Raw genomic sequence first — 16,499 nt, forward strand, 5'->3', positions numbered from 1 at the left:
CCCAGGAGACCACCCATGTTCCGGTTGGCGCACCTTTCCCTGGCGAACCGGGCCCTGATCGCGCTGATCACCGTCTTCGCCTCGGTGTTCGGCGTGATCACCATGTCGTCGCTGAAGCAGGAGCTCATCCCTTCGATTGAGTTTCCGCAGATCACGGTGCTCAGCTCCATGCCGGGGGCGTCCCCCGAAGTGGTGGACAAGCAGGTCAGCGGCCCGCTGGAGAAGGCGCTGAACGGCGTGGAGGGGCTGGAATCCACCTCCTCCACATCGCGGACCGGCGTCTCCCAGATCACCCTGGTGTTCACCTACGGTTCGAACCTGGACCGGGCGCGCAACCAGATCGACCGGGCCATCTCCAACGCCAAACGGACGCTGCCCAGCGACGTCCAGCCGCAGGCCATCGCCGGCAGCATCAGCGACTTTCCCATTGTTTTCCTGGCCGTCTCGTCGGACAAGCCGCTCAGTGAACTGAACGCGGACCTGCAGCGCCTCAGCGTGCCCAGGCTGCAGAAGATCGACGGCGTCCGCAGTGCCGACGTCACGGGCGGCGCCTCCCAGCACATCGAGATCCTCCCGCGCACCGACGCCATGGCGACGGCGGGGGCAGGCGTCACCGCCATCCGCGACGCCCTGTCCAACAACGGCGCGCTGGTTCCGGCCGGAACACTCCAGGACCAGGGCAAGACCCTCTCGCTGCAGATCGGCAGCCCAGTGGATTCCCTCGACGCCATCAAGGCCCTGCCGCTGGCCGGAGCCAAAAACGGGGCGACTATCGGTTCCGTTGCCGATGTTTCCCTCAAGGACGACGAGCGAACCTCCATCACCCGTACCAACGGCGCCGAGACTCTCGCCGTGTCCGTGACCAAGAAACCTGAGGGCGACACCGTAGGGATCTCGCACGCCGTGCGGGACTCGCTGAACGACCTGGAGGCCGAGCTGGGGTCGAACGCAAAGTTCACGCCCGTGTTCGACCAGGCCCCGTTCATCGAAAAGTCCATCAAGGACCTCACCACCGAAGGCCTCCTGGGACTGGGGTTCGCCGTCGCCATCATCCTGCTCTTCCTGATGTCGGCACGGTCCACGCTGGTCACGGCCATTTCCATCCCGTTGTCCCTCCTCATCACCTTCATCGGCCTGTCAGCCACCGGCTACTCGCTGAACATCCTGACGCTGGGCGCCCTCACCATCGCGATCGGGCGGGTGGTGGACGACTCGATCGTGGTCATTGAGAACATCAAACGGCACCTCAGTTACGGCGAGGAAAAGTCGACGGCGATCCTCACCGCCATCAAGGAAGTTGCCGGGGCCATCACCGCCTCGACCCTGACCACGGTGGCGGTGTTCCTGCCCATCGCTTTTGTCGGCGAACTGGCCGGCGAACTTTTCCGGCCCTTCGCCCTGACGGTCACCATGGCGCTGCTGGCGTCCTTGCTGGTCTCCCTCACCATCGTCCCGGTGCTGGCTTACTGGTTCCTCCGGAATCCCAAGGGCGTTGCCGGAGGCGCAGCTCCGGGCACCCCGGAGGCGCGGCGCATCGCCGACGAGGCCAAGGCGAGGGCCCACGACGCAGAACAGCGCAGCAGGCTGCAGCGCGGCTACCTTCCCATCCTCCGGTCCACGCAGAAACACCCGGTCATCACCCTGGTGGCAGCTGTCCTGGTGCTCGGTGCCACCGCTGCCATGACGCCGCTGCTTGCCACCAACCTCCTGGGGAACTCGGGGCAAAACAGCCTGACCGTGCGCCAGGTGCTGCCGGCGGGGACCAGCCTGGCCGACACCAGCGCGGCGGCCATCCGCCTCGAAGGGGTGCTGCGCGGCATCGACGGCATCAAAGACGTCCAGGTGACATCCGGCAACGCCCAGGCAGGCTTCGCGGCACTGACCTCCACCGGATCGTCCAACTCGACATTCACCGTGGTGACTGACGAAAAGGCCGACCAGGAACGGCTCCAGGACACCGTTCGCTCGGAGCTGGCGAAGGTCCCCGACGCCGGAAAGATCTCCGTGGGAACCCAGCAGGGTGGCTTCGGCACCTCGTCCACCGTTGACATCACGCTGAAGGCTGCCACCAGCGCCGACCTGCAGTCGGCCAGCGACACCATGGTTGCTGCTATGACGGGGGTGCCCGGAACGAGCGAAGTGGCCAGCAACCTTGCCGCCAGCAACCCCGTGGTGCAGGTCAAGGTGGACCGGGCCAAGGCCGCGGCAGCCGGCCTGAACGAGGAGCAGGTGGCCGGTGTGCTGGCCTCCACGATCAGCCCCATCCCGGCCGGCACGGTCCGGATCGACACCAATGACTTCCCCGTCCGCATTGGCCAGGGCACCAAGTTCACCAGCATCGATGCCGTCCGGAACATCCCGCTTCCGGCGGCCGGACGGCCGGTCACACTGGGAACCATCGCAGCCGTGGAGCAGGTGGACGTCCCCGTCTCCATCACCGCCAGCAACGGCGAGCGTACCGCCAAGGTGTCCATCACGCCGTCGGGCTCCAACCTCGGCGCAGTGAACACCGAAGTCCAAAAACGCCTGGCTGACGTCCAGCTTCCGCCGGGGGTCACTGCCACCATCGGGGGCGCCACCACCCAGCAGGCCGAATCCTTCCGGCAACTTGGCCTGGCCCTGCTGGCGGCCATCGCCATCGTGTACGTGATCATGGTGGCCACCTTCAAGTCCCTCGTGCAGCCGTTGATCCTGCTGGTCTCGGTTCCGTTCGCCGCCACCGGCGCCGTGGCCCTGCTGCTGCTCACCGGAGTTCCGCTGGGACTGCCCTCGTTGATCGGCATGCTGATGCTGGTGGGCATCGTGGTGACCAACGCGATCGTGCTGATAGACCTGATCAACCAGTACCGGCAGCCCCGTGACGGCCGGCCCGGCATGACTGTGGCGGATGCGATCACCAACGGCGCCAGGCAGCGGCTCCGGCCCATCCTCATGACGGCACTTGCCACGGTCTTCGCCCTGACCCCCATGGCGCTGGGCCTCACGGGCGGCGGCGGGTTCATTTCCCAGCCGTTGGCGGTGGTGGTGATTGGCGGCCTGGTGTCCTCCACGGCCCTGACGCTGGTCCTGGTCCCGGTGCTCTACCGGCTGGTGGAAGGCCGGCGCGAGAAGAAGGCGCTGCTGCGCGACCTGCAGGCCCGCCCGGAGGCCGGACCCGGTTCGGACATCGACGCCGAGTTCAGGGACTGGACCACAGGCCAGGTCCCCAAGGTCAGCGGCCGCCGGGCTGCCCCCGGCGGCGCCGAGTAAAGCCCGGTTCCCGCGATGCCCGCACCACCCTGTGGTGCGGGCATCGCTGTGTCCGGGGCGTGTAACCTGCCGGGGAATAATCGGCGCGGCGCGGTGTTGCAGAAGGCGATAGATGCAAATGCATCTAAATTGGTCTACACTGGAACCAAGCCCAGCAAGTCCAGGAACGGAAAGGCACGTCATGCAGATCGGTGTTTTCAGCGTCAGCGACATCACCACGGACCCCACCACAGGCCGTACCCCCTCCGAACACGAGCGCATCAAGGCCTCGGTGGCGATCGCCAAAAAAGTCGAGGAAATCGGCATGGATGTCTACGCCATCGGCGAGCACCACAACCGGCCTTTCTTTTCCTCCTCCCCCACCACCACGCTGGCCTACATCGCCGCGCAGACCGAACGCATCATCCTCTCCACGGCCACCACGCTGATCACCACCAATGACCCGGTGAAGATCGCCGAGGACTTCGCCATGCTCCAGCACCTGGCCGACGGACGCGTCGACCTGGTCCTGGGCCGCGGCAACACCGCGCCGGTCTACCCGTGGTTTGGCAAGAACATCCAGGACGGCGTGGAGCTGGCCATCGAGAACTACAGCCTCCTGCGCAAGCTGTGGGACGAGGACACCGTGAACTGGTCCGGCAAGTTCCGCACGCCGCTGCAGAACTTCACCTCCACCCCCCGCCCGCTGGACGGCGTGGCTCCCTTCGTGTGGCACGGTTCCATCCGCACGCCGCAGATCGCCGAAGTGGCCGCCTACTTTGGTGATGGTTTCTTCGCCAACAACATCTTCTGGCCCAAGGAGCACTACCAGCAGCTGATCGGCCTCTACCGGGAGCGGTACGAGCACTACGGCCACGGCAAGGCCGACCAGGCGATTGTGGGACTCGGCGGGCAGTTCTTCATGCGCAGGAACTCCCAGGACGCGGTGAAGGAATTCCGCCCCTACTTCGACAACGCCCCGGTCTACGGCCACGGCCCGTCGCTGGAGGACTTCACCTCGCAGACCCCGCTGACCGTGGGCAGCCCGCAGGAAGTCATCGAGAAGACCCTGACTTTCCGCGAGTACTTCGGTGACTACCAGCGGCAGCTGTTCCTGATCGACCACGCGGGACTGCCGCTGAAGACCGTCCTGGAGCAGCTGGACCTGTTCGGCGAGGAAGTGCTGCCGGTCCTGCGGAAGGAGTACGCAGCACTGAAGCCCGCGCACGTTCCGGAACCGCCCACGCACGCAGGCCGCGTGGCCGCGCTGCTGGCGTCGCAGGATGCCGGCAACGCCACCCCGGTGGCGTAATGGCCACGGGAGGATCGGAATCTCCGGTGCGGCTGGCGGCAGAGACCTGGGAATCGCTGTTCCGGGCGCAGGTAGCCGTGATGCGGAAGCTGCAGTCCGGGCCCGCGTTCCGGAAGCTTGCGGTGAACGAGTACGACGTCCTGTTCACGCTTTCCCGCTGCCCGTCCGGCTGGCTTCGGCTCAACGAGCTCAACGACAACGTCCTGTTGAGCCAGTCCAGCCTGAGCCGGCTGGTGGAGCGGCTTGAGAAGCGCGGCCTCGTGGCCCGGATGCCGGCGCCGGAGGACGGCCGCGGCGTGCTGCTCAAGCTGACGGACGAGGGCCGCGAACTGCAGAAGGAAATCGGCCGCGAGCATGTCCGCGACATCTCGGCCCTGGTGGGACCGGCACTGACGGCGGCCGAGCAGAAGGAACTCAGGCGGCTTACCGACAAGCTGCGCAGTTCCCTGGGGAAGCGCTAGCCCAGCTGCACGAGCCGGGCGGGGTCCTCTGCCGGCAGGTCCCCTTCCACCACCGCGGTCACGCGCAGCTGGTTCAGGACCAGGCTTCCGCCCACCGTGGAAAGGAAAGCCGTGTCCGACGAGTCACGGCCGGAAGTGATGCGCAGCATCGACTCCCGCGGGGCAAGCCCCGTGGGGTCGATGACGTGCCAGGCGCCCTCCACATAGGCTTCCGCCACGGCGTGGAAGTCCATGGGATTCAGCCCGGGGGCGTAGACAGCCGCGAGGCGGGCCGGGATGTCCTTGGACCGCAGCAGGGCGATGGCCAGGTGTGCGAAGTCCCGGCAGACGCCCCGCCTGCTCAGGAGCGTCTCCACCGCGCCATCCGTGCCACGGGAGGAGCCGCTGATGTACCGCAGTTCGCCGTTGACCCAGTCGCGGACCGCATGCACCAGGTCGGCCCCGTGGACTCCGCCGAATTCCGCGTACGCCGTCGGCAGCAGCCGGTCGGACTCGGCATAGCGGCTGGGACGAACATAGCGGATGCGGTCGGCCAGGTCGGCCTCTTCGGGCACGGCGCGGCCGGCCACCGTCGCCGAATATTCCACCGTGACTTCGGCGGGTTCGGCGAACTCCATGTAGTGGAACCGGCCCCCGTGGTGGTCCGAAATTTCCGTGAGCGGTACCTCCGCTCCCCCGGCCGTCACGGACAGGGATTCCACAAAGGATGAGTAACCGCTGTTCCTGGCCACGGCGACGGCCATGGCCACCTTGGTGTTGGCGATGGTCCTGAAGGCCAGGCGTGCGGAAACAGAGCGTTCCATGAATCTCCGGGGGTGTTGGGGGTGGAAGGCAAGTCGGGCGCCCCGGCACTGGTGGGCGCGGGCAGCGGGACTAGTTTTTGACCTTCAGCGACATTAGCATCCGCTGCACGTTGGCGAAGTCAGGGCTCTCGTTGACGTATTGGGCCGCCTGGCCCAGGGTGTCGAACGCCTTTGCCGGGGCCACCTTCTCGTCCGGGGCGAAGGCTTTGAGGGCGACGAGGTCCCCAAATGAGTAGTCGCCCTTCCCGGCCGGCCCACGCACCACGTTGCGCAGCTCGCACGCCTTCCCGTCGGTTCCACCCACCACATTGGTGATGCCGTAGGAACCGAAATAGCGGTAGCCCTGGATCACCCGGTAAACCATGCGCGGCGGGATGGTTCCCTCCCCGCCCGGCGTGGCCAGGTCGAAGGGCACGCTGCTGATCACCGTGTACGGATGCTGCCCGCTGTCCGGGCAGTCAACGGACGACGGCGGCAGTCCCGTCCGGAGCGAAGCCATGAAGGTCCCGTCGGGCTTCTTCACGTCGACCTTCAGTCCGCCCGGAAGGATGCCCTCCTCCGTTGCCACGGACTGGGCGATCCAGTCCGCCGGGAGGTCGAAGCTGACGGTTTTCGCGGGGTCGGAGAAGGTCTTCCATGACGTTGCGGTGGGCACCGCCTGCGGCTCGCCGGAGGTTGCCGGGGCCGCTGCCGTGGCGCCGGCAGCCGGCGGTGCCGTTCCGGCCGTGGCTGTTCCGGATGCTGCCGGCGCCGAAGGGCCCGGCTGGGCCGTCCATCCCGGGCTTGCTGCCTGCGGCCCGGAACACGCTGCCAGCAGAACCGCGGCAGCCATGAGGGAGATACCGGAAAGAACAGCCTTCAGTGGCGCGCCTGTCATGGGGCCCAGCCTAACGGGGTCCGTCCCCCTCTCCCGCCTGCCGTGGCGGTGTTTCCTGCCTCCCCGGCGCCATCCCCCGGCCGGTCCGCCCGCCCGCCGCCGGCCGAGGCACGGGCCGGCCGTGTCGCCGTCGGACATTTACCACCCCGGGCTGGGACTAGGCTGGAGGCTATGTCGCAAGAGCAGCACGGCGCAGCCGAAGAGAACCCCGCGGACATTTCGGCCCTGGACATCGCCGACTGGCGGCTGCGGACCTTTGCGCTCTACGACAACGTCCGCCGGATATCCGCCGAGAGCCCGTCCGAGGCCCACTCTTACTGGCGCCACCAGCGGGACCTGATGTTCGCCACGCATCCGGCTTCGGCGCTGACGGCAGCGGACAAGGCCCGCTTTTCCGGTCTGAAGACCGCAGACTACGACCCCATCTACCGGTTCCATGTCCCGCTCACCAAGGAAGGCGCGGGCCGGGAGCTGAGCGTTGACACGGGAACCGACGGGGTGGTGAACTTCGTGCGGCTTGGCACCTTCGACCTTCCCGAAATGGGCCAGCTGGGGGTGTGGAAGATCCACGGATACGGCGGCGGTATCTTCGTTCCGTTCCGCGATGCCACGGCGGGCCAGCCGGGAGGCAGCTATGGCGCCGGACGCTACCTGCTGGACACCATCAAGGGTGCCTACCACGGGGTCCAGGGGTCCGGGCCGGATGCCATGTTCGTCCTGGACTTCAATTTCGCCTACAACCCCTCCTGCGCCTACAACGAGGCGTGGGCCTGCCCGCTGCCCGGGCCATCCAACCGGCTCGCAGTGGACATCCCCGTCGGCGAGCTGTACTGATGCGGACCGTTACCGGTAATACCGCGTGAGCGAAGGCCTGTCCGCACCCGCCGTCACGGAAACAGCGCCCCGGCGCTTTCCCGCCACCAAACACTACCGCGGCGTGCTTCGCTTTCCGGTCATCCGGCAGCTGCTGCGCTTTTCCGGCGTCGGGGTCATTTGCACCGCGGCGTCCCTGGGGCTCTACGCGCTGATGCGGCCGTGGCTCGGCGCCCAGCTGGCCAACGCCGTGGCGCTGGTCCTCACGTCGCTGCTGAACACGGCCCTGAACCGCCGGCTGACGTTCAAGATCGCCGGCGGGCAGCGCCGTTACCGTGACCACCTGAACGGCCTGGTGGTGATCGCCGTGGCCTTGGTGATCACCGGCAGCAGCCTCGGAGTGCTGCACTGGCTTAATCCCGACGCCACCGTCGGTGACGAACTGGTGGCCACCACGCTCTCCGGCTTCCTGGCCACCGCGGTGCGGTTCAGCATGCTGCGGCACTGGATCTTCCGCCGGGCGCGCCACCGCTAGGGCACCGGACCAGGTGGCTCCGGATGGAGGTTCGGCTACCGGCCCTGGCCCGCCCCCAGGTTCCTGACGCCGGCGACAGCCGCCTGAACGGCAGCCGCGGCGGCGTCGAGGTCCTCCTGCGTCACCGCCGCGTCGAAACTGAAACGGACCGCCGTTTGGGCCACCTCTGCCGGAATACCCATGGCGGTGAGCACGGCCGACGGCGCGTCTGAGCCGGCAGCGCACGCTGAGCCGCTGGAACAGACCACACCGCGCCGTTCCAGCTCCAGGAGCACCGACTCGCCGCTGGTACCGGGGAAGCAAAACGACGCCACTGACGGCAGCCGTTCCGACGCGTGTCCGGTGAGGACGGCGTCCGGCACGCCTGCCAAAACTGCGGCAATGAAACGGTCACGCAGCCCGCCTACCCTCGCCTGTTCCCCCGCCTGGCGGTCCCGGGCAAGCGTGAGGGCCGTGGCCAGCCCCACCGCGCCCGCAACGTTTTCCGTTCCGGACCGGCGCCCCCGCTCCTGGCCGCCGCCGTGGATGACCGGTTCAAGGCGCGTACGGCTCCGGACAAACAGCAGTCCGCAGCCGTTGGGTGCGCCCAGCTTGTGCCCCGAGATGCTCATCGCATCCACGCCCAGCGTGCGGGTGTCCAGCGGCAGCCAGCCGGCGGCCTGGACGGCGTCGGTGTGGAACGGAATGCCCTGGGCGTGGGCAAGGTCCGCCAGCGCGGCGATGGGCTGGCTGGTGCCCACCTCGTTGTTGGCGTACATGATGCTCACCAGCGCGGTTTCCGGGCGAAGCGCCCCGGCAAGCGCGTCGGGCGTGACGCGGCCGGTTGAATCAACAGGCACCACGTCGACAGCGAAGCCATGGAAGCGTTCCAGGTACCGGGCGGATTCCTCCACCGCGGGATGTTCGACGGCGCTGATCACCACCCGGTCCAGCAGCGGGTTTGCGGCCTGCCGGGCCAGGGCGATGCCTTTGACGGCGAGGTTGTCCGCTTCGGTGCCGCCGGAGGTGAACACCACGTCGCCGGCCCGGCAGCCGAGGACATCCGCCACCGCCCTCCGCGCCCCCGCGAGTGCCGCGGCCGCCGCTTCCCCGAGGGTGTGGTGGCTGGAGGGGTTACCGAAGCCGCCGGTGAGGTAGGGCCACATGGCGTCCAGTACTTCACGGCGGACGGGGGTGGTGGCGGCGGCGTCAAGGAAGATCATGGCAGGGTCACCCGGCGGCCAGTTCGACGTCGAGGCCCAGATCCAGCGCGGCCACGGAGTGGGTGAGGGCGCCCACGGAGATGACGTCCACCCCGGTGGCCGCGATGGCCGCGACCGTGCCGGTATTGACGTTTCCGCTGGCTTCCACCCGGGCCCGGCCGGCCACGAGGGCCACCCCTGCCTTGAGCTCGTCGATGCTGAAGTTGTCCAGCATGATGGTGTCCACGCCCGCTGCCAGCACGGGTTCGATTTGGTCCATGCGGTCCACTTCGACTTCGAAGTGGGTGGTGTGTCCCAGCTGTGCCTTGGCGGCCAGGAGGAGGGCCGTGAGCTTGGCCGGGTCCCCGCCGGTCATCACGGCAAGGTGGTTGTCCTTGGCCAGCACGGCGTCGGAGAGGCTGTACCGGTGGTTTGCACCGCCGCCGCAACGGACCGCGAACCGTTCCAGGATGCGCAGGCCGGGGGTGGTCTTGCGCGTATCCGTGATGCGGGCCCGGGTACCTTCGGCGAGCCGCACGAATTCGGCGGTCTTCGTGGCGATGGCGGACATCCGCTGGACCAGGTTGAGCGCCACGCGTTCTGCCAGCAGCACCGAGCGGGCGGAGCCGGTGACCCGTGCGAGGTGCGTGCCGGCGTCGAACGTTTCCCCGTCCGCCACCAGCAGCTCCACCTGCGTGGCAGGGTCCACCAGCTCCATGGCGTCGCGGAAGACGGTGGCTCCGCTGAGGACGCCCGGCACGCGGGCGTTCAGGACGGCGGTGGCGCGGGCGCCGGCGGGAATGAGCAGCTGCGAGGTGATGTCGCCGGAGGGGGCGTCCTCGGCGAAGGCCCGCGCCAGGATGTCCCTGACGGGGGCGGGCGGGAGGGTCAGGTCCAGCAGGGGGCGCGGGGACACTGCCTGGTCGATCACAGCGGGTTCAGTCATGGAGCAGGCTCGCTTTCGGGCGGAGTGAAGTCAGGTTGGCAGTTTCGACAGGTTCATCGCTGCGGTAATGCGCCCCCAGCGATTCACCGCGCTGGAGGGCGGCGCTGACCAACAGCTGTGCGGCCAACAGGAGGTTCCGGTCCTCGCAGGCAACAGGGTCAGCAACGGACTCAACGGCATCAGGACGGACGACGGCGGCCCAGGACTCGAGCGTCCGGCCGGCCTCAGCCAACAATTTCCCGGAGCGCAGCACCCCGGCGTGCGAGGTCATGAGGCGGCGTAGAGCCTCCCGGGAAAACGGCTCGCCGGCCCCTTCAAAACCAGCAGGGACGGCGACGTGCGCACTCGCGTTTCGCGGCAGGGGTGCGGAAGCGTGCGTCAAGCCGAGGCCGCCCGCGGCCGAGGCAGCACGCGGAGCATCGCTGACGCGGGACGCGTCCCAGCCCCGGTCACCGGAGAGGAAGCTTTCAACAGCGCGGCGGCCGAAAACGAGTCCCTCGAGGAGGGAGTTGCTGGCCAGCCGGTTTGCCCCTTGGACACCCGTGCAGGCAACTTCGCCGGCGGCGTAGAGGCCCGGAACGGTGGTGCGTGCGGAGAGGTCGGTGCGTACCCCACCCATCCAGTAGTGCGCAGCGGGGGCGACGGGTACCAGTTCGCGGGTCCAGTCGATGCCGGCGTCAAGGGTTTTGCGGGTGAGGGTGGGGAACCTTTGCCCGAGGAAGCCCGCGCCCTTGGCCTGCTCGATACCGCGGGCGTCAAGGTAGACGTGGCCGGTGGGATCGCCCAGCTTGGCCAGGTGGAGGGCGATGCTGCGGGAGACGACGTCGCGGGGCGCCAGTTCGGCGTCGGGGTGGTAGGCCCGCATGAAGCGGCGTCCGCCGGAGTCCAGCAGGATGGCCCCTTCGCCGCGGACGGCTTCGGAGATCAGCAGTGGCCCGTCCAGCCGGTCCGGGTGGGCCGCGGCGGAGCTGACCAGGCAGGTGGGGTGGAACTGGAAGAACTCAAGGTCTGCCACTGCCGCTCCGGCGCGGACGGCGAGCGCCAGTCCGTCGGCGGTGGCAACGGCGGGGTTGGTGGTTTGCGAAAACAGCTGGCCTGCTCCCCCGGTGGCGAGCAGGACGGCATCCGCGTCCAGCTGCGCTGGCCGGCCGTCCTTAAGGTATCCGACGCCTGTCACCTTCCCGTCCCGGGTCACCAAAGCGGTGGCCAGGGCGTGCGTGATGATGGTGAGCTGTCCCCCGTCCCTGCGGGAGAGGACGGCCTGGATCAGCGCTCCGGCCACGCGGGCACCTGTGGCGTCTCCTCCTGCATGCAGGATCCGCGGGGCACTGTGGGCTGCTTCGAGCCCAAGGGCCGGGCCGACGTCGTGCGTGGTCCCTGCCGTTCCCGCCCCGGCGTGGCCCGCATCGAAGGCGACACCGTAGCGCTGCAGGCCGGTGATATCCCGCCGCGCCTCAGTGCACATCAGCCGGACTGCGGCCTCGTTGCAGTGCCCGCCCCCGGCGCGCAGGGTGTCGGCGATGTGCGCGTCGACGGTGTCTCCCGGGGCAGGTTCGGTGAGGACGGCGGAGATCCCGCCCTGCGCGTACCAGGTGTTGCTCTGGTCCAGCGCGCCCTTGGTCAGCAGCACCACGTCCGCACCGGCATCGGTGGCAAGCAGTGCGGCGTAGAGCCCTGCGATACCGCTTCCGACGACGGCCAGGCGGCGCGTCATCACGGCCTCGCGGCGAGCATGCGCTCGAGCGCCGTCCTGGCGTTGGCCTGCACGTTGTGGTCCACCGTGATGCGGTTGACCACGCGGCCGGCCACCAGTTCCTCCAGTACCCAGGCGAGGTAGCCGGGGTGGATCCGGTACATGGTGGAGCAAGGACAAATCACCGGGTCCAGGCAGAAGATGGTGTGCTGCGGGTACTCGGCGGCAAGCCGGTTGACCATGTTGATTTCGGTGCCGATGGCGAATGTGGTGGGCTCGGTGGCGGCGGCGATGGCCTTCTTGATGAAGTCCGTGGAGCCGGCGGAATCCGCGGCGTCCACCACCTCCATGGGGCATTCGGGGTGCACGATGACCTGCACGCCGGGGAAGTCCGCCCGGGCCTTTTCAATCTGGGCGACGCTGAAGCGCTTGTGGACGGAGCAGAACCCGTGCCAGAGGATCACGCGGGAGTCCAGGAGCGCCTGTTCGTCGTTGCCGCCCAGGTCCTTGCGCGGGTTCCACATGGGCATCTGGTCCAGGGGAACACCCAGGGCCTTGGCCGTGTTGCGTCCCAGGTGCTGGTCGGGGAAGAACAGGACCCGCTGGCCCCGCTGGAATGCCCACTCCAGGACCGTCTTTGCATTCGAGGAGGTGCAGACGATGCCGCCGTGTTCACCGCAGAACGCCTTCAGTGCTGCGGAGGAGTTCATGTAGGTGACGGGTATGACCGGGACCCGGCCCTCGGCGTCGGGCTCGGTGCCGAAGATCTCCTCGAGCTGTTCCCAGCACTCCTCCACGGAATCCGCGTCCGCCATGTCGGCCATGGAGCAGCCGGCGGCCAGGTTGGGCAGGATGACTGCCTGTTCCGGCGTGGAGAGGATGTCTGCCGTCTCCGCCATGAAGTGGACGCCGCAGAAGATGATGGCCTCTGCGTCCGGCCGCGTCAGCGCGGCGTTGGCGAGCTGGAAGGAGTCACCCACGAAGTCGGCGTACTGGATGACCTCATCGCGCTGGTAGAAGTGGCCGAGGATGACGGCACGCTCCCCCAGTGTGGCCTTGGCTGCCCTGATCCGTTCGCCGAGTTCGGCGTCACTGGCCTGCTTGTACTCGTCGGGCAACTGGCCCTGGCGCGGGGTGCCGGCAGGGGCCGGGTCCGCACTGGAGGCGCCCGGGCCGTAGGCGGGAACGCCGGCCAGTGCCTCGGCCAGGTCGTAGTCCCACGGGCCCTTGGCCAGAGCCGGGCTGCAGGTGCTGCCTTTGGCGGCGGCGCCCTTCTCGGCCTGTTCGCGCGTGATCAGCTGGATTGCCGTGTTGACGCTGCTCATGGTGTGCTCCTGTTGTCTGGGTCAAGGCCGGGCCGGCCGGTGTAGCGGTAGAGGCGTGGCGGGCGGTGCTTGCCGCCCTGGAGGTGTTCCCCGGTCTCTTCGATTTCCGGGGTCGATTTGAGCTGCCGGCGGAAGTTGGCCGGGTCCAGTTGGCGGTCCAGGACGGCTTCGTAGACTTCGCGGACCTGGGCGAGCGTGAAGTACTCGCCCAGCAGGTGGTAGGCCACCGAGCCGTAGGCCAGCTTGTTCCGGAGCCGTCCCAGGGCGTAGTCCACAATGGCGTTGTGGTCGAAGGCGAGCCCGCCCAGGCGGTCGGCCCGGAACCACCTCACATTTTCGGATTCATCGGCGAGCGCAGCTTCCGTGGGCTGGACCAGCGCCCAGTAGACAATGGACACCACCCGCTGGGTGGGTGAGCGGTGCAGGCCGCCGAAGGCATACAGCTGTTCCAGGTAGCGGGGCGCGAGGCCGGTGGTCTCCTGCAGGTTCCTGGCCGCGGCGCTTTGGAGGGACTCGTCGTGGCTGAGGGGTCCGCCCGGCAGGGCCCACAGTCCCTTGAAGGGCTCCCGGATGCGGCGCACCAGGGGAAGCCACAACGTGGGCCGGCCTGAGGACTCGCTGGGCCGGAGTGCGAAGATCACCGTGGAGATGGCCAGCGACGGCGGGGCGGCCTGGCGCTCGGAAACGTTTGCCGAACTGTAGTACACCCGCTTCACCGCCTTCCGTCCCCGTTCGACAACCTTCGGGCGGTCGATCCTTAGTTATGGTCATCTTGACCAAAACTAATTCTACGGCCGGGCACACCCGAAATGGAAATATTTCTGCCGCCTACGCCCGGCACCGCGGGCGGCAGGCCATGAAGCGGTTTTGCCTGCGATCCGTTCCCCTCCTTCCTGCCGCGTTTCCGGGCACGTTCCGGAGGCGGTAAATTCAAAAGGTCCCACGAGGACCCGGACCCCCAGCGGGCCGCCCCACCCACCAGCCCCAGAAGGTGCATTGCCCCCATGACGACGAAGTCTGGCCGGACCACGTCCGCCGCCATCCCCACCAACGCCACAGCCGGCCACAGCATGAAGCCGCGCCAGCTCACCATGATGGGGCTGGGCAGCGCCATCGGCGCGGGGCTGTTCCTGGGGTCAGGCGCCGGCGTCCAGGCAGCTGGACCTGCGGTGCTGCTCTCCTACCTCGTAGCCGGCACACTGATCATCCTGGTGATGTGGGCGCTGGGCGAGATGGCCGCTGCCAACCCGACCAGCGGAGCTTTCTCGGTATACGCGGAAAAGGCGCTCGGCCGGACGGCCGGTGCCACCATCGGATGGCTCTGGTGGCTGCAGCTGGTGGTGGTTATCGCCGCCGAGGCCCTGGGCGCCGCCGGACTGCTGTTCTCCGTCTGGCCCGTGGTGCCGGTCTGGGCGCTGGCTCTGCTCTTCATGGTGGTCTTTACCGGCATCAACCTGGCCGGCGTCAGGAATTTCGGTGAGTTCGAGTTCTGGTTCGCCATCCTCAAGGTGGCCGTCATTGTCCTGTTCCTCGCCATCGGCGCCGCCCTGCTCCTGGGCCTGCTGCCCGGCGTCGACTCCCCCGGCGCGGCAAACCTCACGGGAAATTTTGCCCCGCAAGGCCTGGGCGGTGTCGCCGCAGCCCTGTTTGTGGTCATCTTCGCCTTCGGCGGCACGGAAATCGTCTCGGTCGCCGCAGCCGAAACCGAAGACCCCGAGCGCAGCGTCGGCAAAGCCATCCGGACCGTGGTGTGGCGCATCCTGGTGTTCTACATCGGCTCCGTCTTCGTCATTGCCGCCGTCCTGCCGGCCACGTCCAAGGGCCTCGCCTCGCCCTTCGCCGGTGTGTTGGACGCTGCCAGGATCCCGGGCGCCTCCACCGCCATTACCCTCGTGGCCGTCGTCGCACTCCTCTCGGCGCTGAACGCGAACCTCTACGGCGCATCCCGCATGGTGTATTCGCTCTCGCAGCGGGGAGAGGCGCCCCGGGTCCTCACGCGGCTCAACGGTGCCGGCGTGCCGCTGCTCGCCGTAGCGGTTTCCGTGGCGTTCGGCTTCATCGCCACGGTCCTGGAGCTGCTGTTCCCGGAACGGATCCTGCCTGCCCTCTTCCAGCTGGTGGGATCCACGTGCCTGGTGGTGTGGGGCAGCGCGCTGATCTCCCAGCTGATCCTGCGCCGGCGGGCAGACCGGGACGGCTCCCCCCTGCCCCTGCGGATGAAGGGCTTCCCCGGACTGACCATCCTGGGCCTGGTCCTGCTGGGCCTCATTTTCGCGGTCGGCTTCAGCGCCGAGGGCAGCCGCGTCCAGCTCTTCAGCACTTTCGCCCTGATCGCCGGCATTGCGCTGGCGTGCGCCGCCGGGGCCCGCGTGGCCGGCCGTAACCGGTTGGCCAACAGGTAGAGGGGCGGGTACCTTTCAAAGGAAGACGCACCGACGCGCCGGGCCCGCCCAGGCGCACTACCTGATTGGGGAACTGACACCATGAGCGGCAGGCACACCGGACAGCAGCAGGGGCATACCGTCGAAGGGACCGACCCGCAGCTGTACGTCGCGGTCCATGAACCCGCCTCCGACGCCGGACTGCGGCCGGTCCTGCTGCTCCACGGCTTTTCCTCATCTTCCAAGCTCAACTGGGAGGACACCGGCTGGGTGTCGGCCCTGCTTGACGCCGGCCGGAGGATCATCACCGTCGATTTGCCGGGCCACGGCCGCAGCGGCGCGCCGGAGGACCGCGATTCCTACTCCCCCAGCAAAATCAGGGCGGACCTGCTCCAGGCAGTTTTCGACGCCGGTGCGCGGCCCCTGCACGACGGTGATCCTTCCAGCGGGCTCGACGTGGTGGGTTATTCGCTGGGCTCCCGGCTCGCCTGGGAGTTTGCCGCCACGCAGCCTGAGCTGGTGCACCGGCTGGTGCTCGGTGGACCCAACGATTCGGATCCGCTCGCCGCGTTCGACCTCCGGGCCGCCCAGGACTACCTGGCGGACGGTACGCCCATCAGTGACGAATCCACCGCCCAACTGCTCAAGATGGCCCTGCTCCTGCCGAGCAACAACATCTTCGCGCTGCTGTCGCTGGTGGAGGCCATCAAGGCTGAACCGTACGACCCCGCCGAAGCGGTCCCCCACGTTCCGATGCTGCTGGTGGTGGGCGACAAGGACGAGCGGGCCCACACCCTGCCCAGGCTTGCCGAACTGGCCCGCAGCGCCGGGTCCATGGCGGAGCAGCTGGTGCTGCCCGGCCGGAACCACACCAATGCCATTACCAGCCGGGCCTTCAAACAGGCCGCCATTTCGTTCCTGGCCGTCTGAGCCGCCTGGGCAGC

General features: G+C 68.2%; 14 protein-coding genes. 7 read left to right on the top strand and 7 right to left on the bottom strand.

All coding sequences use genetic code 11. The annotated features are described in order from the left end of the window. Window positions 1-15: 15 nt before the first annotated feature. From AC1DIP_RS07300 to AC1DIP_RS07310, 3 genes are all read left to right on the top strand, one after another. Window positions 16-3,249 (top strand): efflux RND transporter permease subunit, encoded by a 3,234-nt coding sequence (locus tag AC1DIP_RS07300; RefSeq protein ID WP_477733344.1) that lies wholly within the window; start codon window positions 16-18, stop codon window positions 3,247-3,249. Between the two features lie 181 nt (window positions 3,250-3,430). Beyond that, window positions 3,431-4,540, top strand: coding sequence for a CE1758 family FMN-dependent luciferase-like monooxygenase (locus tag AC1DIP_RS07305; RefSeq protein ID WP_476211605.1), 1,110 nt, complete (start codon window positions 3,431-3,433; stop codon window positions 4,538-4,540). Continuing rightward, complete coding sequence (locus AC1DIP_RS07310) at window positions 4,540-5,001, top strand: MarR family transcriptional regulator (RefSeq protein WP_476211606.1); 462 nt, start codon at window positions 4,540-4,542, stop codon at window positions 4,999-5,001. The genes AC1DIP_RS07305 and AC1DIP_RS07310 overlap by 1 nt, the downstream gene beginning before the upstream one ends. On the opposite strand, the gene AC1DIP_RS07315 is transcribed toward AC1DIP_RS07310, so the two are convergent. Continuing rightward, window positions 4,998-5,804 carry a transglutaminase-like domain-containing protein gene (locus tag AC1DIP_RS07315; protein ID WP_477733345.1) on the bottom strand — a complete coding sequence of 269 codons (807 nt, stop codon included), beginning with the start codon at window positions 5,802-5,804 and terminating at the stop codon, window positions 4,998-5,000. The genes AC1DIP_RS07310 and AC1DIP_RS07315 overlap by 4 nt on opposite strands. A gap of 70 nt (window positions 5,805-5,874) precedes the next feature. Then, entirely contained in the window at window positions 5,875-6,681 is an 807-nt protein-coding gene (locus tag AC1DIP_RS07320) for a hypothetical protein (protein WP_477733346.1), read from the bottom strand. A gap of 171 nt (window positions 6,682-6,852) precedes the next feature. Between AC1DIP_RS07320 and AC1DIP_RS07325 the strand changes: the two genes are divergently transcribed. Together AC1DIP_RS07325 and AC1DIP_RS07330 are read left to right on the top strand one after the other, a co-directional pair. Next, entirely contained in the window at window positions 6,853-7,515 is a 663-nt protein-coding gene (locus tag AC1DIP_RS07325; protein ID WP_476211609.1) for a DUF1684 domain-containing protein, read from the top strand. A 25-nt stretch (window positions 7,516-7,540) separates the two neighbouring features. Further along, complete coding sequence (locus AC1DIP_RS07330) at window positions 7,541-8,029, top strand: GtrA family protein (RefSeq protein WP_477733347.1); 489 nt, start codon at window positions 7,541-7,543, stop codon at window positions 8,027-8,029. Window positions 8,030-8,064: 35 nt separating this feature from the next. Here AC1DIP_RS07330 and AC1DIP_RS07335 read toward each other — a convergent pair whose 3' ends face one another. Genes AC1DIP_RS07335 through AC1DIP_RS07355 form a run of 5 tightly spaced genes read right to left on the bottom strand, consistent with a single transcriptional unit; the run spans window position 8,065 to window position 13,881 of the window. Beyond that, on the bottom strand, window positions 8,065-9,231 hold the full coding sequence (locus tag AC1DIP_RS07335) for a cysteine desulfurase family protein (protein WP_477733348.1): 1,167 nt from the start codon (window positions 9,229-9,231) through the stop codon (window positions 8,065-8,067). 7 nt (window positions 9,232-9,238) lie between these two features. Continuing rightward, on the bottom strand, window positions 9,239-10,156 hold the full coding sequence (gene nadC / locus AC1DIP_RS07340; RefSeq protein WP_477733349.1) for a carboxylating nicotinate-nucleotide diphosphorylase: 918 nt from the start codon (window positions 10,154-10,156) through the stop codon (window positions 9,239-9,241). Then, a complete protein-coding gene (locus tag AC1DIP_RS07345; RefSeq protein ID WP_477733350.1) occupies window positions 10,149-11,870 on the bottom strand; it encodes an L-aspartate oxidase in 1,722 nt (573 codons plus the stop codon). The genes nadC and AC1DIP_RS07345 overlap by 8 nt, the downstream gene beginning before the upstream one ends. After that, entirely contained in the window at window positions 11,870-13,174 is a 1,305-nt protein-coding gene (nadA, locus tag AC1DIP_RS07350) for a quinolinate synthase NadA (RefSeq protein WP_476211614.1), read from the bottom strand. The genes AC1DIP_RS07345 and nadA overlap by 1 nt, the downstream gene beginning before the upstream one ends. After that, the gene (locus AC1DIP_RS07355; protein WP_477733351.1) at window positions 13,171-13,881 is read right to left on the bottom strand and encodes an NUDIX hydrolase; all 711 of its coding nucleotides are present in this window, start codon (window positions 13,879-13,881) and stop codon (window positions 13,171-13,173) included. The genes nadA and AC1DIP_RS07355 overlap by 4 nt, the downstream gene beginning before the upstream one ends. 297 nt (window positions 13,882-14,178) lie before the next feature. Between AC1DIP_RS07355 and AC1DIP_RS07360 the strand changes: the two genes are divergently transcribed. Continuing rightward, window positions 14,179-15,576 carry an amino acid permease gene (locus AC1DIP_RS07360; protein ID WP_477733352.1) on the top strand — a complete coding sequence of 466 codons (1,398 nt, stop codon included), beginning with the start codon at window positions 14,179-14,181 and terminating at the stop codon, window positions 15,574-15,576. An 81-nt stretch (window positions 15,577-15,657) separates the two neighbouring features. Beyond that, window positions 15,658-16,485, top strand: coding sequence for an alpha/beta fold hydrolase (locus AC1DIP_RS07365; RefSeq protein ID WP_476211617.1), 828 nt, complete (start codon window positions 15,658-15,660; stop codon window positions 16,483-16,485). Window positions 16,486-16,499 lie beyond the last annotated feature (14 nt).

The sequence above is a fragment of the Pseudarthrobacter sp. 05T312 genome, from assembly GCF_056396685.1.